Here is a 22,582-nt window from a genome sequence, read left to right on the forward strand (position 1 = left end):
TTGCCGAGCATAAGACAGACCCCAGCCAAATTTCTTCTGTGCTCCATGGTTATTCCTTTGTTTTCATATATTTAATCCAGGCCGTCTCGTAGGGATTGGTGGCTTTGACCTTGCCGGCGACGGCTTTTAAGAAGTGTTCCTGATCCTCGTGGAACGGGACGATGTCGCCGCGCACCAAGGCGTCGAGGTAACGGCCGTAAACAGTAATCGCGTAACCTTCCAATGGTGTGAAGGCGACCGACGGCGGTAGGTCGTAACCGCCCCGTACCAGGTAGGCCAAATGGGCCTCGGGAAAGTGGCTTTTGGTTTGGCCGATCAGTTCGATGAGTAAATCGAGGGTGGCAGGATCCTCGAGGATACCGGTATGGCTCGCGGCGACCAGGTAGGTTTGCGCGGCCGCGGCGAGGGCACGGGCGCGTTTCTGCGAGCGAATCGGCACCACGCCGTCGTCGACGGCTTCACGACCGTCCGTCCGCGCGGGGCCGGAGGCAAAGAACAGGTAATGCCTGGTGGCCGCGGGTAATTCGTGGCGGAACAGTTCGGCGATAAAACGGCTGTCGGGGTTGAGGTCGCGCCAGGAGGGTAGCACCACCGGCGCGTTTTCGGTGCCGGTCCGCGCGGCGGGGTGGCCGTCGAAGGGCGTGGCCAAACTGATAAATTGGTCCACCTGGTTGCCTTTTTTGGCGCGCCGATGCAGGTTCAGCGCCTCGCGTACCACGATCCCACCCATGCTGTGCGCCACAATCACCAGCGGGGTGTCGCCGGTGGTCACCACCTTGCCGGATAGGAAAATGCGCTGGAAAAAGGCGGCGGTTTGGTGGAGATCGGCCCCGCTTGGGTAGTGGAAAAACCACGCTTGGTAGTGGTCCCGGTCGAGCCGTTCCACGATGGGTTTGAACTGCGCGGCCGAGCCGTCGATGCCGTGGACAAACACGACGGGGACCTTGTGGCCGCGATGCTCTTCCAAGGCGTAAAACATCATCGGCGCTTTTTCTAGGAACCGGGAGGGCGCATACATCCCGAGCGTGGCCATGTGACGCGAGAAGATGGGATCGTCCAAGGAACGGATCGAACCCTTGGGAAAGAACAGAGAATCGCGGGTGGGCGCCGGCGGCTCAAGCTTTAGGTTAAAGGCAGTTTGGAAACCGGTCGCGCCCGGTGCGAGCTGGATATCCACCTCCCCCAACACCATCTTGGGATTGGCGGCGGGATCCAGTGCCAGGTGCCTGCTTCCCAAAATTTCGTTGGGGGTCAGTTGAAAATCGCCGTTTTGATCGGCCAAAACGACGAGGGTGTAATCGCCGGGCGGCAGGTTCAAGCCGTAATAGGAATCAAGCCGCGAAACGCGGTTGAGATCGACCACTTCCCAACGACCGAAGCGGTTGGAGAACGCGGCCACCGCGAGCGGTAACTCGGGATCCACGGACGGCGCCGCCAACAAGCGGCCAAACACAAAAAACGTCTGGCGGGTAATCATGTGCTTGAGGTTGTGTTGGCTGGGGTTCACCGATTGTTTGAGATGGTAACCGCCCTGACGCGTCGCGAATTTGACGTAGGTACAGCCATGGCCGGTCAGCATGGCGACCAACAACAACGCGTGAATCAGCAGCCGGCCACCGCGGAACGAGAGGCCGCGCCTCGAAACGAGATAGGCCTGGAATGCTTTTGCCGCGGTCCCTGTCATGGTACGACCCCTGTCGCCTGTGTTGGATTTGGGAAAAGAGTATGGTTGTCCGATAACGGTAGCACATGTGGAGCCCGACCCTGCTTCCACCACGGTCCTACGCTGGGCCGGAAGGTCCTTTGAGGCATGGGCAGGGGTGTTTATACGGCCAAAAGCATCGCATTGTTGCGGCTAGCCCTTTTCGCGCAGGGTAGCGCGGAGGACGGGAAGAACCGCAAGGTCCTTAGGGCGTCCCACTTCTTCTTTGGTTTTAATTAATGTCTCTAAGTCTAACAGGCGGAAGGAAATACTTTGCAGGCTTCCCGTTTTTGCCTGTTGAATAAGGTCGTCGTAATCATGACCTTTGCCAATGGTGGCGAGAATATCGAGGTGGCCGAAGCGGGTATTCAGCAGCAAATGGCCGCGCGCTTTGAGGTGGCCGTGGTTCGGCTTGACGACCTTCTGGTGCAGTCGGCTTCTTCCTTCAAGTTCATCCAGTGCGCCAAGCAATTTGGGCGCGTTCGCTTCATCCGTGGCGCGGAGGATATCGAGATCAAAAGTAGTAATCGGGGCACCGTGAAAGACGCCGCACACGCCGCCTACCACAATAAAGTCGACCTCATGTTTGGTTAAGACCTTCAATATTTCCAGGAAATTAGCTAATGGTGATTTCATCTCGAATCATGTTGATGGTGTTGATGTGGTCTTGAAGAACCAAAAGGCGCTCTTCCATGGTCAACGACAGCATCCAGCGAATTAAGCTGAGATCGACGCCGTCCTCGTTATAAACCGGTGGGAGACGTTCACCGGGCGCTACCATGGGAAAAAACAAGGCATCGCTCATCGCCAACCTCCTATCAGATGCTTCCAATCTGCCTTCTGGAACTCAAAAACGCAACCAAAACAACGGTTTATTTGCTGATTTGCGCCTCAAGCTGCCGCACCAGGATGTCGCAATTGGCGTTGACGCAGAGGGACCACCTTAGCCTGGCACATCGTAGTGACTGATAAGTTGGCCTTTAAGCTTTTCGATGGAAATGGTCACCCGGTCGGCGAGGTCGGCGGCAAGCGCGGCCCGATCACCGGTCATCTCACGGAAATGGCCGGTTTAAATTCCTAAATCGTGAGATCCGCGAGGAATGCATCGAGAAGCGAAGTGTGCATGGCTACCTCTTGTCTTCGGTCGGCTAATTGCCCAATTCGGGTGACTCGTGGATGCGGTAAAAGACAGACCTCATGAGGTGAATGCGTTGTACCTTGAAACCGAGTTTACGCACAATGAACACATCGCCGGCTAGGGATTCTTTGGGAATATCAGCCATGGCGAAACCGGGCTGGATGCGCGCCAAAACGACCACGGCAAAATCTACAGCGTAAGGATTTGGGTGGGTCAATTGGGTCCGTAGGAAGGCGGCGCCGTCAGACAATTGCGTGACCCATAAGTTGATTAGTTGATTCACTTTGAAACAGAAAAAGGTGTGCTGATAGGCTGGGTCGTCTTGATAGGTGCGCTGCATTTCAAAAAAGGGTTCCGTCAACGGCCAAATCTCCTTCGGCTTCCGCTTCCCTTTTTTGAGACTTGCTCCTACTTGATCGATCACGGCCTGAAATTGATCCAAAAGGATCTCTAAACGTTGTTGGTTCGTCTTCTCCGCCAACTGATCGGCCAGGCTATTGAACGCTAAACCGATCAAAACCAAACGGCCGGAATTCCGGTCGTAGCGAAAGCGACAGTGCGCCTCTTCGACCAGTCCGCTCGGATGGAAAAAAAACATCTCGGCCCTAAGTTTGTCTTTAACCGCACTTCTCGGTCCCTGATACCTAGGCGCGTCGAACCCACTCCCTAAAGAACCGGAAACATGGGTCACCGTTGGGGTAACCCGCTCGCGCAGGTGCTGGTAAAGAAAGGCAAAGATCGGCTCGGGGTCGCCGACCAGGACGCGAAGAAATTCGGTTTTAAACACGGGAACGGAAACCCCTTCGCGGATCAGTTGCAGCAAGTTGTCGTTCACGGTCACCCTCGTTTTCCTCGTAACGCTATTGTTCGAATTCAGTCAATGAGCGAATGGTGATTTCATAGTGTCTTTTCATCTTCCGCCTTGAATCGTAAACGCAACCAAAACAACGGTTTATTTGCTGATTTGCGCCTCAAGCTGCCGCACCAGGGTGTCGCAATTGGGGAAGCCAATGTGTTCCACCACTTTGCCGTCTTTGAAGCGCAGCATGATCATCAGCTCGGAGGAACCCCGCAATCGGCCTTCTTTGCCGTCCATGATGCTGCGATCCGATTCGAACTTGGAAATCAAATAATAGACGGCCCAAGGCCCGGTTTCAAACGCGTGGCGAATGTCAAATTCCAAACGATGGGTCACGGCGAAAGAACCGCCCCAAAAGCGCATAAACGCCTCTTTTCCCTTGGCTTCCAAAGGCTTGCCGTTAAAACAGGTCGCGCTGGGTTCGTGGAAGTGAATGTCGTCGGCGATGAGCTTGGCCAACATGGTTGCGTTTTCGTGCTCCAGCGCGCGCAGGTATTGGTCACCCAATACCTGCAGATTGCCGGAACCCTCCACCTTGGGGTAATCGTTCATGACCAGCATCATCATCAATAGCAACATGGTTCCTTCCTAAAAATGTGTACAGGATTGGTTTCAAGGTTTCGTATGGGGAACATTTCGTCCTTATTCTCGGTGGAAACAACAGGCAACACAAGGAACAAGGTGCGGTGCGCCGGATACGGGGGACAGGCCGAGGCCCTCGTGAGGATCGCCCCAGCAGCCGCATCTTGAGCCTGCGCACCATCCACTCACCCTTTCATGGATTCCACTTATCCGGCTTTCCCGCTAAACTTAGGGACATTTCCATCACGTCCCACGCGGGACCATCCACCCTTCACGCAAAGAGAGACACTATGACTTGCCCTGTGTTTGTTCGCCTGCTGCTCGGTTTTTTGCTCGCCACGCCCCCAGCCCTCGCCGATGATTCACAACGGTTTCCCATCGGCAAACCCTTCTCGGCTTCCCACATTCTGATCACCTGGAAAGGCGCCGACCGTGCCCCCGGCCACGTGACACGCTCCAAAGCCGAGGCCAAAATCGCGGCGGAAGAACTTCTCCAAAAACTGTTGCAGCAACCAGAGCAATTTGATTTCCTCGCCAAAGAACACAGCGACGGTCCCAGTGCTTCCAGTTACGGGTACCTCGGCGGTTTTGACCGCGGCGCCATGGCCTCGGCCTTTGAGAAGGCGGTGCGCAAAGCCAAAGACGGCGAAATCGTGCCCAAACCGATTCGCACCCAGTTCGGTTTCCACCTCATCCGCCGCAATCCCACCGAACCGATCCACTACGCGGTACGCCTGATTCTGTTCACCCACCGCGACGTTTCGGCGCGCCTCAAACACGTGCCGACCCTGGGCGAACACCTGCGCCGCACCCCGGAAGAAGCCAAGGCGCTGGCCGAGCAATGGCGCACCAAGGTGACCGTCGCAAATTTTGAAGAAACGGCCAATGAACACAGCGATTTCAAGCGGGTTGACGGCCGCTTCGGTTGTTTTTACCCCGGTCAAAGTGCCTTTTCCACGGAGCTCAGCCACCACGCCGCCAAATTGGCACTGGACAGCATCTCCGAGGTGGTCGAACTTTCGACCGGTTTCGCCATCCTCAAACGGGTGCCGGTTTTTAAAGGAAAAAGCAGCGACATCTTGATCAGCTACCGCGGCGCGGTCGGCCCGGCCGAAAACGTGGGCCGCACCGAGGCCGAGGCCAAGGCACTGGCGGAAAAACTCGCCGCCGAGTTGGCGGCCGATCCCAAAAAATTCGAGGCGCTGGCCAAAAAACACAGCGACGGGGTGTTCGCTTTTCGCGGCGGCAAACAAGTCGACTGGTTTCGCGATACCCGGTTCGCGGCTTACGAACGCGCCTACCTGGCCATGAAGCCGGGCGAAATTACGGCGCAACCCATCGCCACCAAGGTGGGTTTCACCATCATGCGCCGTGACTAAAAACGCGCCGGCCTGGGCGGCGGGGTGGATCGACGCCCATTGTCATTTGGCCGATCCCCGTTTGGACGAAACCCGCGCGGCCGTGCTCGCAAGGGCCGCCGCCGCGGGCATCACCGGCTTTGTTCAAGGCGGCGTCGATCCCGAGGATTGGGCACGGCAACGGCGGTTGGCCGGTCCCGGTTGGTTGTTGAGTTTCGGGCTGCATCCCTGGTTTGTGGCCGAGGCGGATGCAGCGCGCTGTGACCAAGGGTTACACGAACTCGAACAGCAGATCGGCGAGGCCGCGGCACTCGGCGAGTTGGGCCTTGATTTCGCCCCGCGTTTTGCGCGAGACGGTTTTGCACAACAACACCGCGTGTTTGGCGCGCAGCTCCAAATGGCCCAAAGGCATCGCAAACCCCTGGTACTCCACATCGTGCGTGCCCACGGCCCCGCCTTGGAACAACTCGCGCGCCACGGCCCTCGCTGGCGCGGCATCGTGCATGCCTTTAGCGGTAGCCGGGAAATCGCACGGGAATACGGCCGTCTCGGCTTGCTGGTTTCGATTGGACCCGCTGTTTTGCGGCCCGGTTTCAAAAAGGTAAAAGCGGCCCTTTCCCATATCCCGCTCGACGGGCTCGTAGTAGAATCAGATGCGCCCGACGGGCCGCCCCATCTGCCGGACCGCGCCACCAACGAACCCGACGTGCTGATGCGCGTCGCCGAGGTCGTCGCCGCCGCCCACGATTGCGATGCCGCGACGGTGCTCCAAGCGAGCCGAACCAACCTGTTGCGTGTTTTTTCCGGCGATTGATGGAAGCCGGCCCGTATTGGACCTTTGTTTTGGAGAGATGCTCATGAGTGAATCAAAAGAAGCGGTGCAGTTCCCCTTTTTGGAAGCGCCGGACGAACCCAAACCCCAACCGTTGGAAGGCGAGGAACTGGAGAACTACAAACTCCACCGCCGTTTTGACCGCATGGGCCGGTTGGTGGGCGACCCCAACATGAAACGCCTGATGGACAGCCACGTGATGGTGATTGGCTTGGGTGGCGTCGGCAGTTACGCGGCGGAAATGATCGTGCGTTCCGGGATTGGGAAAGTGACCATCGTCGATTTCGATTTGATTTGCATCACCAACGTCAACCGCCAGTTGCACGCCAAAAAAGGGGTGATCGGCAAACCCAAGGCGGAGATCCTGCAGCAACGTTTTTCGGAGATCAACCCCAAGGCCGAAATCATCGCCCACAATACCTTTTACAACTGGGAAACAAGCGAGGAACTGCTGTCATGCAAGCCGGATTACGTGATTGACGCCATCGACAGCGTCACGGCCAAGGCCCACCTGCTGAAGGAATGCGTGGCACGCGGGATTAAGGTGGCTTCTTCGTCCGGCGCGGCGGGTCGCATGGACCCAACCCAAATTAAAATTTGCGATTTGGCGGAAACCCAAATCGATCCCCTGGCGCGACAGATCCGCAAAATCCTGCGTACCAAACACGATTTCCCCAAGGACGGCAAGTTCGGAATTCCGGCGGTGTACAGCACGGAGCCGATCAGCCAACCCAAAGAGCTGGTCTACGACAACGGCCAGGGTTTTCGCTGCGTGTGTCCCCAGGGCCAAAACGACTTTTTCACCTGCGACAACCGCAACGTCATTCACGGCACCGCGGGTTTCGTGACCGGAACCTTCGGGTTCACCACGGCCTCGATTGTGGTACGCGACATCACCGGTGAATCCTTCTGGGATTAAGCGTTTAAAAACAGGTTTTGAACATCAACGGCGGCGCCTGGAAGCGCCGCCGTTTTTCATTGCGCGTTAGTTGTTCACCGTAAACGCGATGCGGGCCTCGCGAAGGTAACTGTTGGCAAAAAAGAAACGGGCTTCGTATTCACCCGCGGCCAAACCGGCAAAGGAGAGGCTGCCGTGACGCAAACCCGCCGTGTACTGCCAGGTGAGGAAGCGACGGTCGGAAGCGTTTTTTCGGTAGAGGCCGACCCAATCGCGGCTGTTGCCGCTGCCGTTGAGGAAGAGCACCACGATGGGCTGTTCCGCCGCCTGGAGCGACGTTTCGAGGAACAGCGTAGGCGCCGCGGTCACCTCGATCCGGTCGGCGGCGCCGATTTGCGTGAAAGCGTCACAGCAGTAGAGGTGCAGTTGGTAGACGCCCGCTTGATCCAATCCCTCGGCGAAGGTCACTGAACCTCGGCTTTCCGCGCTGTCCGTGTACCGCCAAGCCAGGCGGGTTCCGTCGGTGTTTTCTAGATCGATCCAATCGCGCGGATCGCCGGAACCGCCCGCGTAGGTAACGCGAATGGGTTGGTTTACGCCGTAAAGCGCGTGTTCCGCGACAACGCCGGCGGGGGTGGGGGCAACGACACGAAAATCGGCGCCCGCCACTTGATCGTAGCCGTCGTTGAAAAACAAACGCATTTCATAGTTGCCGAGGGGCAAGGCATCGAATTGCAGGCGGCCCTCGCGAATACCCGCGGTGCCGGATTGGGTGCCGTCCGTGTACAGCCAGGCGAGGCTGTTACCGGGTCCGTTGGGCGTTCCGGCCTGGAACAGCCCGACCCAATCGGTCGCGTTACCGGCGGCCCCGCTGAAATCCACGGTTACGGTATCACCGCTTTCAAAGGTGGCTTTTTGCGGAACAACACGCGGGACATCCGTCGCGTGGCGCAGCGTAAAGGTTGCCACCACCGCGCGGTGATCGGAACCCCAAGGTGTAACCGCGATATCGGTGTTGCTGTTGTTCGCGTCATGACCCAGGGTTTGGGCGCCTTGCAAGGCCAGCCGGTCGCCGGCGTAGTAAACGAAATCGATGCGGTCGTGTTTTTCGTCGTGTTCTAACACGGGCGGCGGGTAACCCGGCGTCCAGGTGTAACCGGGTCGGTTGCGCACATCGGGATTGGCGCGGCGGAAAGCGTCGTGAACCCCCATGGCTTCCAAGCGTTTGGAGACAGGCCAATCGACGGTGTAGCCGAAATGACGGTCGGCGACCTCGGCGGTCCAATCCAGGTGGGAGGGGACGTTGAAATCGCCGGTGAGGAAAACAGGCGTGCCGGCCGCCATGCGATTTTCAATTTCAGTAAACAAGGATGCCATTTCATTCATGTGACGCGATTGCTCGTTGGCCAATACGTCGGCAACGGACGCGCCGTCGCGTAAATCATAGGGGCCGTATGGATAAGGTGTTAGGTGAACGTTGTAGACGGCTACGGCCGAGCCGTCGACTTGGATCAACGCACCGCCCGGAAGATCGGCGATGATGGGATAACGCGAGATGATTTGGTTGCGGCTTTGGGTGTAAAAACCGAGTGCGTCGGCGAGACGGGCCAAGTTGCCGCCGTTTTCTTGGACACCGACAATGTCGGCATCGGCGACGCGCACCGCTTCGATGATTTGGTTGAAGTCGACGCGGGTGCCGCCGACCCAAATGTTAAAGGTCATGACTTTGAGTTGTTGGGTTTGCGCGTGTAAGGCGCCGGTCATCGAAAACAAGAACCAGAAAAGAAAAACCAAGGTCGCATTGAACGAAAAACGAGATGGTTTCATGAAAGGGTATCCTTCGATGTGCCACCGATCAGAACGGCCATGGCGAGCCGCGGGACGGCCAAACGGCGTCGTCCCCGGCTTTTGAGCGCGGCCACGATTCGGGGGAACCTCCACCAGGACGTTCGCAAATGGGAAACGGCTAAAACGGAACGATTTCCCCGAGCGTTCATCGCAAGCAGAGGTTGGCGTTAAATAAAATGATAGGTCGAGCAGGATGAAGGCACACACGACCAAGGCCGGTGTTGACGGAGCACAAGGGCCGTCCACGTAAAACCGAAGGGGTGGACATAAAAAAGCGGCCGTAAAAAAGGCCGCCGTTCCTAACGCAACCAAACGTTGCATTTTGCGCATTGTTCGCAGGAAATATTTTGCAAGCCGGATGGATGATGAACAACGGCATGATCGAAGTCATGTAAGCCATAAGTACAAGATCGGCAAGCAACTCGGCCATCATACGTTCCACCAAAAAACACCTCAAGTGAGGAAACAAAGACCCTTGCGCAAATTCGCCGTCAAAACCTCATTCAAACCCCATCATCGCGGCCGCCACGGGTGAAGGAATCCGCCCACGGCCCACTTTTTTCAGACGATGTACGGTCCGAAATCGTAACAATGAATAGCTTGCGCCGGGCCCACAAAGGCGCGCAACGACAGGCTGCTTGGCCTGTATGCCGTGCCGGCTCGCAATCGTGCTAGAACCTAAATTGAGCGATTCTTGGCGGCGCACTTGCACAAATATCGGCGCATCCTGCGCCGATATTTGCACAATTGCATCCACCCGAATCGCACACTTTAGGTAGAATCATCCGAACAAAATGTGAAAGACGTCGCCACAAACCCTATGAAATCACTGAATTCGCGCTCGATTCGATTACAAAGCCGACCCCGACGCAGCCTGGGCCTTCCCGCGCATATGGTGCGCCGCCGCTTGCTTGGGGTCCTCTCGGCGGCAACCCTGCTCCTCACCGCGGTGGTGGTGCTGCGCTTCCGGTTGTTGGATCCGCGCGGCTGGGGTTACGCGCTTTATTGGATCCACGACACGCTTTACCTGCCGCTCATCGGCTACGGCCTGCGCCTGTTCTGGCCGTGGAGTTTGATTTGGTGGGGCGTGGGCGCGGTGTTCGCCCTGGTTTGGCTGGCTTGGTTTTTATCGGCGCCGACCCTGCTGCAGCAGCCCCGATTAAAAATTACCCATTATCTACTGAGCCGTCCTCGCTACCACGGGCTCCTGGTCAAAGCGGCAACCTGGCCGGCCCGAGCGGGATTTCCACAGACGTTGTTGCTGGATCACCTGGAAATGCTTTGGCGGATCCGCGCGGATCAAACCGCGGGCAAGCGCGAGCCGAACGCGGCGCCGCTCGCTGATTTGGCGTTGCTTTATGACCGTCTGCGCCCTTTGCACGACACCCACCACCGTTTGGTCGCGCTCCAACTGCTGACGTCGACCTGGGTTGCATTGCGGTGTTTCGGCGGCGACGACAGCGCGCTCGTCACCGCCCTCAAAACCCGGGTGCTGGGTATGCTGACCCGACGGGGCGAGGGTTACCTGTTGGTCACCCACCTGCGCCACACGCCGATCACGCTCGCGGGTGAACTGGCCGGCTTTCTCGCACGCCAGGACAACGCCTTACGGCACCGCTTGATTGGCGAGGACGGTGAAACGCAGCTTGATGCGGCGACGCTGCAACGCCGCCTAGGCAACCACTTCAGCGAGCGCCAAACCGCGCTTTTCCAATTGCACCAAACACTGGGCCGCGTCCTGCGCGAACCCGATCAGCCTGGTTACCAGTTGGATTGTCACGATCCCGTTTCCGACCGCATCGAAATCGCCCATTTGGCGCTGCTTGGCCAAATTGAATGCGATTGTGTGGCGTTAAACGCGCTGGACGGCGGTGAGGCGGCGCGGTTCACGGCCTGGCTGGAACACCTCCACATGCTGCGTTTTAGTCTGCAGGCGCTGCCGCAAGACATTCTGGCGGAGGACCGCGCGGAACGGCTCCACGCCTATTACGGTTCGTTGCCACGCGATCTCGACACCCGCATCGCCGCCGTTTTGGCAGAACAGGCGGCACGGCGCCGCACGGACGAACATCCCTTCGACGCGGGCTTCGAGCAGGTCTGGCGCGGCGCATGGGCCACGGCCGATTTACAGCGTGAGCAGTTGGCCCTGCCCATCCCGGACGGCGGCGCATGAGCGCGGATCCACGTGACCCCCGACGCCAACGCGAGGCGGTTCACCTTCAGGAACGCGACCATGCAGGTTGGCGCGAGCGGGTCGACCCCATCTTTTTGTGTTTGGTTCTGTTGGCCGCGGTCACGCTCGGTGCCGGCCTCTTACTTGTGGTTGAGTTGGGCCGCACCACACTGCAGCACACGGACCAACCGGTAACCCGTGTTCGCGACGCCCGTCTATTGGACAACGTTTACAAAAAAGGCACGGGTTTCCAAAACGCGGCTTATGACGCGGCCGGCGATCAAATCCTGGTTGCCGCATCGGACGGCGCCATGGCCGCCTACCACCGAGGTAGCGGGCTGTGGCGCGAGCTGCCCCCGGCACGCACGGACCAACCGCAATCGCTGCTTGCGCTTCAGGCCGACGGCGGCGAAACCGCGCTGGGCGACGACGGCAACCGTGTTTGGGCTTTTTACCGCGACGGCTACCTGACGCGGTTTCAGGACGACCAATGGCGGCCCTTTACCAAAGCAAGCCGTTTCCTCAACCTCGCCCAAGAACCGGTGCAACAGGAAGATCTTGCGGCGGCGGCCCAGGCACCGGACGGCACCTGGTTGGCCTTGGCGGATAACAAGGGTGCCCTGGGTTTGTACAACCAAACCACCCGCGAATGGTGGCCGGTTCCCATCGACATTCAAACCCAACTCTCTTGGGCCCCCATCGAAGTGATGACCTGGTGGCGCGATGCCTTGTGGATTGGGACACGCCAAGGCTTGATCGCGTTGCGATTTCCCGGTCGCGTCAACGCCACCCTCCAGGAAATCGAAGCTCTGAGTGGCGAAATTAAGTCGCTGTTCGTCGACGACAACGACCGCCTGGTGGCGCTCAGCCACGGAAGTTGCGCGGAGCAAGGCAACCAATGTGTGCGCATCCACCGTTTCGATGAACCGGAGGAAACGCCGACCACCCTGCTCGATACCTATGACCAGCCCGCCGGGTTCGGCCTCAACCAATTGCGTGAGGTCCACCAAAGCGGCGACGATCTGTTTTTGGCGGGCGAATCCGGCTTGCTGCAATACAACCTGGCCCAACACAGCCGCCGCCTGTTGGAGAAAAGCCGCATCAACGACAGCCTGATGCACCACGACGGCCAAACGATTCTGTTCGCGGGGAACGCGGTATTGGGACGGGCCGACGCCTTTGGCGTCAACCGCTGGACGGTGCCCGGCCATCTTTTTTACCAGCTCAGCCAACGCCCCGGCGGCGAGGTTTACGCGATTAGCGACAAAGGCGCGGTCTTTGAAATTCAAGATGATCGGCCGCCGATCCAGGTCTTTAGCGGGGAAGGGAGCCAACTTGACCCGAGCCGATTTTTCACGGCGGTTACCATTGACGATTACCTGCTGATGGTGGGCACGGACGGCGCCATGCTGCACCACCTGCGCGAACGCAGCTACCGCGATTTGCCCAAAAGCTCCCGCAACGCTTGGTTGCTGGAGCCGAGCACCCGGCTGCACAGTTCTTCCGGCCATCTGTACGCGCTTTCCAGCCTCGGCGGCGAGGTGTTTGCGCGCACCATCCCTTTGCAAATGGTGATCGACGGTAACCTGCGCTTGCCGAAAACCCTTTCCAGCGTGCCGGCCCCGGTGCGCCGGGTCCGCGATTGGAAAGGGCAAGGTTTGGGTTTGATCGGCGGCGACGGTGCGGCCTACCTGCTCACACCCAGCCAAACCTTCGCCATGACCGGCGCGGGACCGGCACCGGCGGCTTTGAGCGGCAGACGCGGTCGCGTGTACGACGTCTTGTCCAACAACCAATCGCTCTTGGTCAGCACCCAAGAAGGTTTTCACGAGTACCTTTATGACCGCCGTGCGTGGCGAAACCTGGGCGAACCACCGACCCGTACGGCGGCGGTTGACCTGGCCCATTGGGGCGATCAGGTTTTGTTTCGCACGGACACCAACCGCCTGGCGCGCATCAACCGCTTCCGTCCTTACCTCATCGGCGGCCCGCGCCTGATCGACATGGGCGATGATCAGCTTCGCGATGTTTTGCTCGATGAACAGGTGCTTTACCTGGCGGGCAACGCCAAGGTGGTTGCTTACGATCTGCAGCAACGCTGGGTGAAGACCGTTTGGGCGCAAGACGGCGCCGAGGATCAGCGCATCCGGGCTTTGGTCGGCGGGGAACCGCTTGTCCTGGCGAGCGGTAAAGCCTACCTGGGTGATCGCCGCTTGTTTGAAGACAGCGTGGTGGCGCAGCTTTCCTATGACGGTACCTCGGTTTGGGCCGTGTTACAGCAGGAAACGGGCCGCATGCTAAAAGGCCTTCACCCCAACCTCGGCACCACCCGCTGTTTGTTCCGTCATCCCTACCCCCACGACGGCGCCCTGCGTTTCGACGGGGTGGCCGAGTTACCCAACGGGCACCTGGCGGTGCTGACTGAACGCGGCTTACAGTTTTACAACCCCTATGTTCGCAGCTGGTTTCGCGGCAAGGAACCGATCATGCGCCGCGGCGGGCGGCTGGTAACGGTCGGTGATCACCTGCTTTTGGTTGAGCAAGATGAAGGGCGCGACGGGCGTGGCACCTTGTGGCACATCCCCATTCGCTCGATCCGCGCGTCCGAAGCCTGCAGCGACGAACCCTATACATTCCAAGCATTCCGTCACGACGGGCGTGGTTTCACCATCGACGCACGCGGCGAGCAGGCGGCCTGGGTCGATGCGCGCGGCAATTTGCAGCGCTGGCAACGGGGCTCGCTGACCGCGGCCTCGGTGGAGCAAGCAACCGCAACACCCACCACCGGCCCGCCGCGCCAAGCATTACGCGCCGTTTTTGTCGGGCCGAAACGTGAAAACCTGATCTTTGCCACCGACGACCAAGTCGTAAGGTACCACTTGCCCAAACGCCGCATGACCCAACTCGAACTCGTGTTTGAGGAAGCCGCGGTCACCCCCTACCGCATCAACATGCAGTACGACGACTTGGGCCAGGTCTGGCACCTTTCCCTAAAAGACGCGCGCGACCGCCTGTTTCGCGCGGAATGGGACGGCGCCGGCGATACCCTCGATTTTCAACCCTTGGTCCCCGCCGAGGGTCGCCGCGCATGGGAAGCGCGTCCGCCGCGCGCCTTAATCGCCGCCCAGGGGCGCGCCGATTCGATGTGGTTTTTCATCGGAAAAGAAACCCTCTACCGATTCGATCCCGTTGACGGCCGCCAGTTACCGCCGCTAACCCACCATATGAAACAACCGCGGTTAATGCAGTGGGGCAACCGCTGGGCGCTTCAGGATGAGGCCGACCAACGTTGGTCATTGCTGTACCGCGATCAAAACGCGGGCGAGATGTTGTTGCCGCTGCCCACCGGCAAACAGGGTTTGCCGGTGCTGGATGAACTGGACCGGGTTTGGACCATCAACGACCGCGGCCAAGTTGTTCGTATGGAAGCCGTTGCCGGACGATTGGTCGAAAAGGAGAAACTGGGCGGTGACGCGCCCGTCATTGACCCCACGCGGGTGCGATCCGCCTGGGAATGGAACGAATTGTTGCTGGTGGTCGCCGGATCGGCATCCCAGGTCATTGATCAGGTGAGCCGCAAAACCTTCTCCATTACCAAGGGCGACGCCCTGGACAACCTGCAATGGATCCAAAGTGAACGGGCCACGCTTTGGGTCGGCACCCATCAGGCCATTCTCGAACTGGATTTCGGCAACGTCGAACGCGGTTTGCAGCAACGGTGGTTGCCGGGGGAAGCCGTGCACCGCGACCGCGCGGGCCGCGCCTGGCGACACGTGCAGGGCGCATGGCAGCAAGCCGGCGCGCCTCGACTTCCCGAACGACGACGGGTCTATCCCTACCATCGCGGCGGTGCGTTCGAGTGGACCCGCGGCGGCTCGGTCCGCGCGCTCGAAGATACCCTCGGCGAAAAACTTCCTTTTGACACGGAACCCCTCGGGTTAATCGGCGACACGCGCGGAAATTGGTGGTTTTTCGATGTTCAGGAGGCAGTTCTGTTGCGGAGGGAACGCGGCCAGGGCGGCGCCACCTTGTTACAGGAACAATTGCGTGTCCCCTATCCCGAAACGCTGCGGTTGCGCACCGCCTACGATATCCGTTCCTACCAATGGTCCAACCCCGATCAGGTGACCCTGACCCTCGCCGACGGGCGCGAGGTTGCCATCCGTGCCTTTGCCCGCGACGACCGCCAAATTCAGGTGCGGGCCGCGGCGCAAACCGGACCGGGCCGCGACGGCCTACAAGATGTTTGGCCCGAGATGCGTGGTTATCTCCAGACCATGCCGGGCGGCGAGCAACGCTTCGATCCCTATGTCCGTTTCGAAAAGGGTCGTGACGGCTATCTTTTTGCCGTGCGCGCCTCCGGGGAACGGCTCTCGCTTGGCGAGCGCGGCACCGTGCAGCCGAACCCGTTGCCCAATCTCGATGTCACCTGGCTGCGTTACCAAGTGGAAGCCGACGCCTTCGTGGTCAAAACCACCGACGGCGAACGCGCTTTTCCCGCCGCCCAGTTCCTGGACCCCCGCCGTGGTTTGCTCGCGACACCCAGCGCGATTCTGACCGATGCCGGCGGGGCCCTGGTAGGCGCCTTTCCGTCAGGCACCTTGCGGTTCCCCGACGGGCGCCTTGATTTCGGCCAACAGGCGATCACCCTGCAACCCGTCGCGTTCCGCGGGGCCGTCCAGGCCTACCACCATTTCTTTCTCGACAGCGAACAAACCCAAATGAGCGTGACCGCCAACCAGGCGCCTTTGGCCCATCCGCTCACGTACCGTTTTGGTCCTGTGACCGTTGTTGATGATTGGCGCAAACAGAACATTCGCTTCCAAGCCGAAGCCTTGGCCGACCCCGAATCCATCTACCGCGACGGCACTTTTTTATGGGACCGGCCCCCCGATCATTTGACCTTCGACAGCGAAGGCCGCCTGCTCGGCATCAGTCGCCTCGGTCTGTTGGAAATTGACCAACTTGCCCGGTTCCTGCCCCTGCCTTCAGGCGTTTCCTTGGACGCGCTGCGCGTCACCCTGGAAAGTGGCGGCCCGCCGCGGCTGTTCGCGCAAAACCGTTGGTACAGCTTCCAAAACGGGGCGTGGCAGATCACGCGTGGACCCGAACCCGATCAGGACAGCCGGCTTTGGGCCAAGTGGTTGCGCGAACACAATGGGAAAGCCGGGCGCACGGAGATGGGTGCCTTGCAATGGCGCATCGACGCCGCCGAAACCGCCGTTCGCCCGCTGCAAAACGCCGTCGCCTCGCGCAATAGCCTGATCGTGCTCACCAAAAGGCAATTGATTCAGTACCGCACCTTGCCCAACAACCCGCCGCCGATTCAGCACAATCTTGCCTTTGAGGCCGACGGCACCTTATTGGCCGTTGACGATGATCAGGTCGTGGTTAGCGACGGTCAGTCCTTTTTTCGCTGGGACCCCGTCGCCAATCAATTGCAGCAAACCGCCGAACCCCAGGATGAAGAAACCGTGCTGCTTGAGTGGAAGCGATTGCGTTTCAGCCGCCGCGATAATCGCATCATCAAAGAATTGCAGGTCACTGACGAAGGGGGTTCGCGCCGCTGGCTGACCTATCACTTTGTTAACAACCGGTTCCCCTTTGACGTGGTCACCGGGCTTGCCGTCCATGGAAAGACCTTGCTCGTCGGAACCGCCGCCGGTTTGCAACATTACGAAGACACCGTCACCTTTCCTTGGGAAGATGTCCGCCGCATTTGGTCGCCCGCCGCCGCCGAAGGGACCGAACAAGGTGTGACCCGGCTCGGCGTAGACGTGGCCCGCCCCAATGCGATGCGCGTCCAATTCGGTACGCGCGCCTTCCAATTCACAGGAGACGCCGCGCCGCGCCCGATTGACCCAGGCGATTTTGTTTCGATCCGCGCGGATCACCCATTTTGGCGGTGGACCCGGGCCGACGGGGGGCGACCGCAAGGACGTTACCGTACCGGCGGCGGTTGGTCCGAACCCCTCCGTTTTACCGGGGGTAAAGCGCCTCACGATCAACTGCAGGACATGGCTTTCTTTGATAACCGCATCTTTGTTCTTTGGCGCAACGGTTGGGTATCGCAACACCTGAACCAGTTAGCGATTGACCAAGCGACCGTCGCCGCGGATTTAAGCGCCTTCGCCGGGGACCGTTTGATCGTCGTACCTGAATCGCGCCGTTTCGGTTCCATCGATTTGGCCGCGGGCGTATACCTTCGCAATAAGGAAGGCCGTTTGCTGCGGTTCAACGGTCGCCATTGGCAAGCCGTCGACGTTCCGGCGATCATTGCAGCCATGGAACAACGCGAATCCGACCAGGCCGTCGTGCACCATCCCTACCTGCGTTTGCTGCGAACCCCCGACGGACGCCGTTTGCAATTCGAAGTACGCGATCAAGACGGAAAATGGGAGGCACTCGCCTGGCACCAGGACGGGCGTTTGGCGCTTGATCGCTGGCGCCGCATTTTCTTCGAAGGCGAGGTCCCCTACGCGCTCACCGAGGCCGGCTTGGTTTCCGTGACCATCGCATCGGATCGTCACCTACAGCTCAATCCCGCCGATCTTGAAATCGCCCGCCATGCCGCCGACGGCGCCGATTTAACCGCGATCACCGACGGTGGTTACCCCGACGGACGCTTCACCGTCCGCCTGAATGAACGCGGTGACGCCTTGTACCAAATGGCGCGACCCATCGAGAACCGGCGCTTTGGTGCGTTTCGGCCGATTCAAGGTGCCGATCCTTTTGCCAACCGCGTCATGGTACGCGGCGAGGAACCACCATGGACCTGGCATGTGCGCAACCGCCAAGGGGGCGCACCCGGCGAATGGCACATTGATTTGCCGGCGTTTGAGGTCGTGCTGGGCAACCGCGGTTTCCAATTTGACGACATCGAACGCCTGTTGCCCGTTCCGGGCGGAGGTTTCCATGTCGTCAGTCGCGGTGCCGGTTGGTTTCAGATTGACGGTGACGATTTTCACCTCAAACACTGGCGCCGCCCCGCGATCAAAGCCTTTGATCCGGCCAAGGTCACCGACCTGGTAACGACTTGGCAAGAGGATCGACCCACCTTGGCCGTAACGCGCGACGATGGGCGCCGCCTGTTCCGCGATTCTGGAAACCAATGGCAAGAAGTCGCCGCCTTGACCGCGCTGCAGGCGGTTTCGGAGAACCGCTTATTTGAACGAAATCGCGAGGGGCAACTCAGCATCCGCGCGCGGCGCCAAGACCGCGCCATGCGCCGTCATCTTCAGGACGGACGTTTTAGCGAAGACATGGCCCTGGGCCTTCCGCTACGGGTGGAGAGCGATCTGTTCCTACCAACCGCCGCCGGTATTCTCGCGACCGACGCGACCCTTGGTCGCGGCGATATTGACCCGGGCCCCTTTCCCGGGCTGGGTGAGGCCGGCGTGCCGCGCGTGTTGTTGCAACACGCAAATCGCACCCTCTACCTCGGGGAGGATGGTTTTTACGCGATTGCCGCGCCCCACGATAAGGTGCTTGACCTAGATCCAGATTACCTACGCGTCGCCACCATCGTCGCTGTCAGCCAACACGGCGACCGTTTACTACGGTTTTTGCGCGATAGCAACGAGCGGGTCCATCGCGATTGGGTCAACCTGGCGGGCGGCGCCTTGCTGACACCGGAAACCACGCCGGTTTTGCTTGGGAACCTGCCTTGGTTCCGCGAACGTCCCGCGCAACAGCAGCGTCTCACCAAACCCGTCGCCATCCATTTCGACGCCGCCCGGCTCGTTTGGCGAAACGGCGATCAGGACCACCCGCTTTATCCACTCAACGACGAACAGACCCACGCCGTCTTTACCGTGAACGACAGCATGTACGTGCTCACCAACCGCCAACTGCTTCGTTTGGACCTGCCAAGGTTATGGCGACAGTACCAGGTGGATTAACCCGCCAATGTGGGTTCCCCGCGGAAGGCCGGGTGCGCGTTGCGCGTTAAGGAAGGTAACGTGCCACGATGGTGTCGACAATACTGGTGGTGGAGGAACCGGGTTTAAAGGCCAGGGAGCGGACTTCGCCACCCGCGGCCGTAACGATGTCGTGACCGACGATCTCGGCGACACGATAGTCACCGCCTTTCACCAGCACGTTGGGTTGTACCGTTTGAATTAATTCGTAAGGGGTGTCCTCGGCAAAGCCGACCACCACATCCACCGCGCGCAGCGCCGCCAGGACGGCCGCGCGTTCGACAAAAGGGACAATCGGGCGTTTCTCGCCTTTTAAGCGACGCACCGAATCATCGTTGTTCAGGCCCAGCACCAAAAAATCGCCGCAGGCCCTGGCTTCTTCGAGGTACATCACGTGGCCGCCGTGCAAAAGATCAAAACAGCCGTTGGTAAAAACAATGCGGCCCAAATCCGCGCGGATCTCGGACCAAACCGGCGCCATCGCGGCACGGTCGGCAAAGACACGTTGTTCAAGGGGGCGATCAGTAAATCCCATGTGTTTCTCTCCCTGGTAGGCTTCGTGCGCGGCAAAGTCTGCCACGGATCAGGCGCAAAAGGCAAGCGTCGTGCGATCCAGGACAATGGGGAACGGGTCCGGTTAAAGATCGTTGGACGGGGAAAAAGCCGGAGAAACCTCGAAGCCGGCGCAACCCCCGGATCTCGGCGTACACCCACCTAATTAGGGAAGGATCCGTGTGAAACCGGACTAGGTTTTCAAACAAGGTTTCTGAATTAAACCACAGCATAGGGTTGTTCCTTGGGGTGACAAAGAACGACGCTTTACCGCTTCCCCGAATTGTTTTATGCTGAGGACCGGTAAAAAACAGGCTTTGGCCCGATCAAAGCCGGCTACAAAGGAGGACCCTTGAGCAATTTGGCTGTCGCAACCGACGATACCTTTGATACTGAAGTAAAAAACCGTCCCGGATTAACCCTGGTCGATTTCTGGGCGCCCTGGTGCGGCCCCTGCCGCATGTTGGCACCGACCCTCGAAAAAGTCCAAAACGAAATGGGCGACAAGGTCAAAATTGTGAAGGTCGACATTCAAGAAAACGAAAAAGTGGCCCAGCAATTTAACATTCAAAACATTCCGTTCATGATGTTGTTCAAAGACGGCAATCCCGTGGACCAATTGATGGGCAACCAACCCAAGCCCAAAATCGAAAAAATGGTAACCGCCCACCTGTAAGCAGGTCGCGATCCAAAAAATTGAAACGCCCGCCGAATTCGGCGGGCGTTTTGCGTATATGAAGGCTTTTTAACGTGGCCGGGGATGCGAGGCAGGAGCCACCGGCTGCCATTCCGTTACGACCCAAAAAGCGGGTCGTATGCATTAATTTTCGGTAACCGCGGGACGCAGGCTTTGTTTGGTTTGGTCGCACGATTTCAAGGCCGCAACCAAACCGCGCAGAATCTCAACCGTGGACTTATCCTCTTCGAGGCCGTTGTGGTGGGGTTCCGAGCGAGGGGTTTGATCTTCGGAACGGGAAGCGATGGTCATTTCAAAGGCTCCTTTGTGACGCAAGTGATGAAAAAGCCGTAACCGTCAAAAGAAGTAACGAGCATGCGCGAGGGACGCATAAACGAACAAAAATCGGTGACAGACGGAATCGGGGATCAAGAGGAGAAGAAGTGCGGTTCTTGTAAACCGGATTCTCCCAGCAGAAACCCGATTTTAACTTATGTAAATCTAGGAATAACAACCAGAAATTTCAATCTATTTCCGTTTTTTTTCGAAAAAATTTTGTCGCGACCACATTTCAGACAAAAGATCGGATGGAATTGGGTGTCTGCATGGACACATCGACCCCCGTCGACCGGCATGGATCATGGTGCATCCTACCGGGCCGGACGAACCAACCCCGCGCGCAAATCCAATGGCGGTGTGGTCCCGACCATCGCGACTCCGTTCGTCCCCCCATCACGGTTGGCCCCGGCGGCGTCGTTCCAACCATCGATGTGTTCCCGATCATCCCGATCCGGTTCGTTCCCCGCATCACGATTCGCACCGGTTCCGCCGTTACAACCACCGATGGGATCCCGATCATCCCGATCCGGTTCGTCCATAGGGCGTTCAAATAAAACATGGGCCCCGCATGGCGGTGTGCGTGTACGTTCAGCACACGCCGGATGGATCACCCCGCCCATGCATTCCATTTATCGGATAATCACAGCCGGTACACGCCGAATCGACCAAGTGGCATTACCTGTTTCCCGGATCGTCAACGACCCCGACCGCCGGAAACTCACAAACATCCAGAAATCGAGTAGGGTGAGACGGGGTAGTTAATCCTGTCTCATCCCTCTCACAGAACCGTACGTACGGACCTCGTATACGGCTCCTGCAAGTTATCCGCCCTAGACGGGCACAAGGATGCCGGTTCAAAGCCGCGCTTTCCTCGCATCTTCTTTCCTTTGCCTGGTCGTTCCGCCTCGGGTTCTTCCTCACCGCCGCCCGGCCTTCTATCCCTATGGGCAATCTACCCGGCTTGCCAATGAGTACTCCCTTGAGCTGTCTACACGTCCAGCTTCCGTTTCACCGGTCACCGGTTCGAGAGGACACGATCCCACCGGATCGGCGGGCGTTTCGGTGTTCCGTGGCTTGCCACGCGGGCGTTCCGGTTTTCCGTGGCTTGCCACGCGAGCGTTTCGGTTTTCCGATCAGGAACCCAACAAATGTTACGGTTTTCCGTGGGCTTCCCCACGGGCGTTCCGATGGTGGAAAGGGTTCCGCCGCCAGTCCCTACAGGACTGGGTTTCCGGTTAATCGAAGCGACCCAGGGTTGCAGTCACTTCGTTCCTTGACCCCGGGCTGCCATAGTTAGCCCCTCCAGGGCAGCGGGAAGAGGTTCGGCGCCGCCTCACGTTCAAATAAAGCATGGGCCCCGCATGGCGGTGTGCGTGTACGTTTAGCACACGCCGGATGAATCACCCCACCAGGCATTCCGTTTATCGGAAAACCATGGCCGCCACACGCCCGATCAACCACCCCGCCATGCATTTCATTTTTTGGGAAACCACGGCCGGTACACGCCGGATCGACCAACATGCATTACCTGTTCCCAGATCGTCAACGAGCCCGCCCGCTGGGAACCAACAAACAGCCGGAAATAAGAAAAGCCCGCTTTCGCGGGCTCTTCAGTGTGTGGCTCTGGCAGTGACCTACTTTCCCAGGGTCGAACCCCAGTATCATCGGCTCTATCGGACTTAACTACGGTGTTCGGAATGGGAACC

General features: G+C 59.0%; 14 protein-coding genes and 1 rRNA gene. 6 read left to right on the forward strand and 9 right to left on the reverse strand.

Going from position 1 to position 22,582, the window contains the following annotated elements; translation table 11 throughout:
• Positions 1-49 precede the first annotated feature (49 nt).
• From maoP to J3U88_RS30415, 5 genes are all read right to left on the reverse strand, one after another.
• Entirely contained in the window at positions 50-1,684 is a 1,635-nt protein-coding gene (gene maoP / locus J3U88_RS30395) for a DUF413 domain-containing protein (RefSeq protein WP_207862785.1), read from the reverse strand.
• Between the two features lie 171 nt (positions 1,685-1,855).
• Positions 1,856-2,338, reverse strand: coding sequence for a hypothetical protein (locus J3U88_RS30400; RefSeq protein WP_207862786.1), 483 nt, complete (start codon positions 2,336-2,338; stop codon positions 1,856-1,858).
• Entirely contained in the window at positions 2,319-2,507 is a 189-nt protein-coding gene (locus J3U88_RS30405) for a hypothetical protein (RefSeq protein ID WP_207862787.1), read from the reverse strand. Before J3U88_RS30405 ends, J3U88_RS30400 begins: the two co-directional genes overlap by 20 nt.
• Before the next feature lie 343 nt (positions 2,508-2,850).
• The gene (locus J3U88_RS30410; RefSeq protein WP_207862788.1) at positions 2,851-3,675 is read right to left on the reverse strand and encodes a hypothetical protein; all 825 of its coding nucleotides are present in this window, start codon (positions 3,673-3,675) and stop codon (positions 2,851-2,853) included.
• Between the two features lie 117 nt (positions 3,676-3,792).
• On the reverse strand, positions 3,793-4,278 hold the full coding sequence (locus J3U88_RS30415; RefSeq protein ID WP_207862789.1) for a nuclear transport factor 2 family protein: 486 nt from the start codon (positions 4,276-4,278) through the stop codon (positions 3,793-3,795).
• A gap of 293 nt (positions 4,279-4,571) precedes the next feature.
• Here J3U88_RS30415 and J3U88_RS30420 point away from each other — a divergent pair, with 293 nt between their 5' ends.
• The 3 genes from J3U88_RS30420 to J3U88_RS30430 are packed head-to-tail and all read left to right on the forward strand — an operon-like array spanning position 4,572 to position 7,390.
• Positions 4,572-5,660 (forward strand): peptidylprolyl isomerase, encoded by a 1,089-nt coding sequence (locus J3U88_RS30420; protein ID WP_207862790.1) that lies wholly within the window; start codon positions 4,572-4,574, stop codon positions 5,658-5,660.
• The gene (locus tag J3U88_RS30425) at positions 5,653-6,453 is read left to right on the forward strand and encodes a TatD family hydrolase (protein ID WP_207862791.1); all 801 of its coding nucleotides are present in this window, start codon (positions 5,653-5,655) and stop codon (positions 6,451-6,453) included. Before J3U88_RS30420 ends, J3U88_RS30425 begins: the two co-directional genes overlap by 8 nt.
• A gap of 43 nt (positions 6,454-6,496) precedes the next feature.
• The gene (locus J3U88_RS30430) at positions 6,497-7,390 is read left to right on the forward strand and encodes a tRNA threonylcarbamoyladenosine dehydratase (protein WP_207862792.1); all 894 of its coding nucleotides are present in this window, start codon (positions 6,497-6,499) and stop codon (positions 7,388-7,390) included.
• A 66-nt stretch (positions 7,391-7,456) separates the two neighbouring features.
• On the opposite strand, the gene J3U88_RS30435 is transcribed toward J3U88_RS30430, so the two are convergent.
• A complete protein-coding gene (locus J3U88_RS30435) occupies positions 7,457-9,196 on the reverse strand; it encodes an endonuclease/exonuclease/phosphatase family protein (protein ID WP_207862793.1) in 1,740 nt (579 codons plus the stop codon).
• 841 nt (positions 9,197-10,037) lie between these two features.
• Here J3U88_RS30435 and J3U88_RS30440 point away from each other — a divergent pair.
• A complete protein-coding gene (locus J3U88_RS30440) occupies positions 10,038-11,390 on the forward strand; it encodes a hypothetical protein (RefSeq protein ID WP_207862794.1) in 1,353 nt (450 codons plus the stop codon).
• The gene (locus J3U88_RS30445; protein WP_207862795.1) at positions 11,387-19,291 is read left to right on the forward strand and encodes a ligand-binding sensor domain-containing protein; all 7,905 of its coding nucleotides are present in this window, start codon (positions 11,387-11,389) and stop codon (positions 19,289-19,291) included. The genes J3U88_RS30440 and J3U88_RS30445 overlap by 4 nt, the downstream gene beginning before the upstream one ends.
• A 46-nt stretch (positions 19,292-19,337) precedes the next feature.
• Here J3U88_RS30445 and rfaE2 read toward each other — a convergent pair whose 3' ends face one another.
• Entirely contained in the window at positions 19,338-19,844 is a 507-nt protein-coding gene (rfaE2, locus tag J3U88_RS30450; protein ID WP_207862796.1) for a D-glycero-beta-D-manno-heptose 1-phosphate adenylyltransferase, read from the reverse strand.
• Positions 19,845-20,222: 378 nt separating this feature from the next.
• Between rfaE2 and trxA the strand changes: the two genes are divergently transcribed.
• Entirely contained in the window at positions 20,223-20,537 is a 315-nt protein-coding gene (gene trxA, locus J3U88_RS30455; protein WP_207862799.1) for a thioredoxin, read from the forward strand.
• A gap of 144 nt (positions 20,538-20,681) precedes the next feature.
• On the opposite strand, the gene J3U88_RS30460 is transcribed toward trxA, so the two are convergent.
• Both J3U88_RS30460 and rrf read right to left on the reverse strand, forming a co-directional pair.
• Complete coding sequence (locus J3U88_RS30460) at positions 20,682-20,849, reverse strand: hypothetical protein (RefSeq protein WP_207862797.1); 168 nt, start codon at positions 20,847-20,849, stop codon at positions 20,682-20,684.
• A gap of 1,648 nt (positions 20,850-22,497) precedes the next feature.
• Positions 22,498-22,582 (reverse strand): 5S ribosomal RNA (rrf, locus tag J3U88_RS30465); the annotation flags it as partial.

Origin of the sequence: Acanthopleuribacter pedis (assembly GCF_017377855.1) — a bacterium.
Lineage (GTDB): Bacteria > Acidobacteriota > Holophagae > Acanthopleuribacterales > Acanthopleuribacteraceae > Acanthopleuribacter > Acanthopleuribacter pedis.

Coding starts and splice junctions, on each gene's coding strand:
- maoP (WP_207862785.1), bottom strand. CDS start 1,684: ATGACAGGGACCGCGGCAAAAGCATTCCAGGCCTATCTCGTTTCGAGG.
- J3U88_RS30400 (WP_207862786.1), bottom strand. CDS start 2,338: ATGAAATCACCATTAGCTAATTTCCTGGAAATATTGAAGGTCTTAACC.
- J3U88_RS30405 (WP_207862787.1), bottom strand. CDS start 2,507: ATGAGCGATGCCTTGTTTTTTCCCATGGTAGCGCCCGGTGAACGTCTC.
- J3U88_RS30415 (WP_207862789.1), bottom strand. CDS start 4,278: ATGTTGCTATTGATGATGATGCTGGTCATGAACGATTACCCCAAGGTG.
- J3U88_RS30420 (WP_207862790.1), top strand. CDS start 4,572: ATGACTTGCCCTGTGTTTGTTCGCCTGCTGCTCGGTTTTTTGCTCGCC.
- J3U88_RS30430 (WP_207862792.1), top strand. CDS start 6,497: ATGAGTGAATCAAAAGAAGCGGTGCAGTTCCCCTTTTTGGAAGCGCCG.
- J3U88_RS30435 (WP_207862793.1), bottom strand. CDS start 9,196: ATGAAACCATCTCGTTTTTCGTTCAATGCGACCTTGGTTTTTCTTTTC.
- J3U88_RS30440 (WP_207862794.1), top strand. CDS start 10,038: ATGAAATCACTGAATTCGCGCTCGATTCGATTACAAAGCCGACCCCGA.
- J3U88_RS30445 (WP_207862795.1), top strand. CDS start 11,387: ATGAGCGCGGATCCACGTGACCCCCGACGCCAACGCGAGGCGGTTCAC.
- rfaE2 (WP_207862796.1), bottom strand. CDS start 19,844: ATGGGATTTACTGATCGCCCCCTTGAACAACGTGTCTTTGCCGACCGT.
- J3U88_RS30460 (WP_207862797.1), bottom strand. CDS start 20,849: ATGACCATCGCTTCCCGTTCCGAAGATCAAACCCCTCGCTCGGAACCC.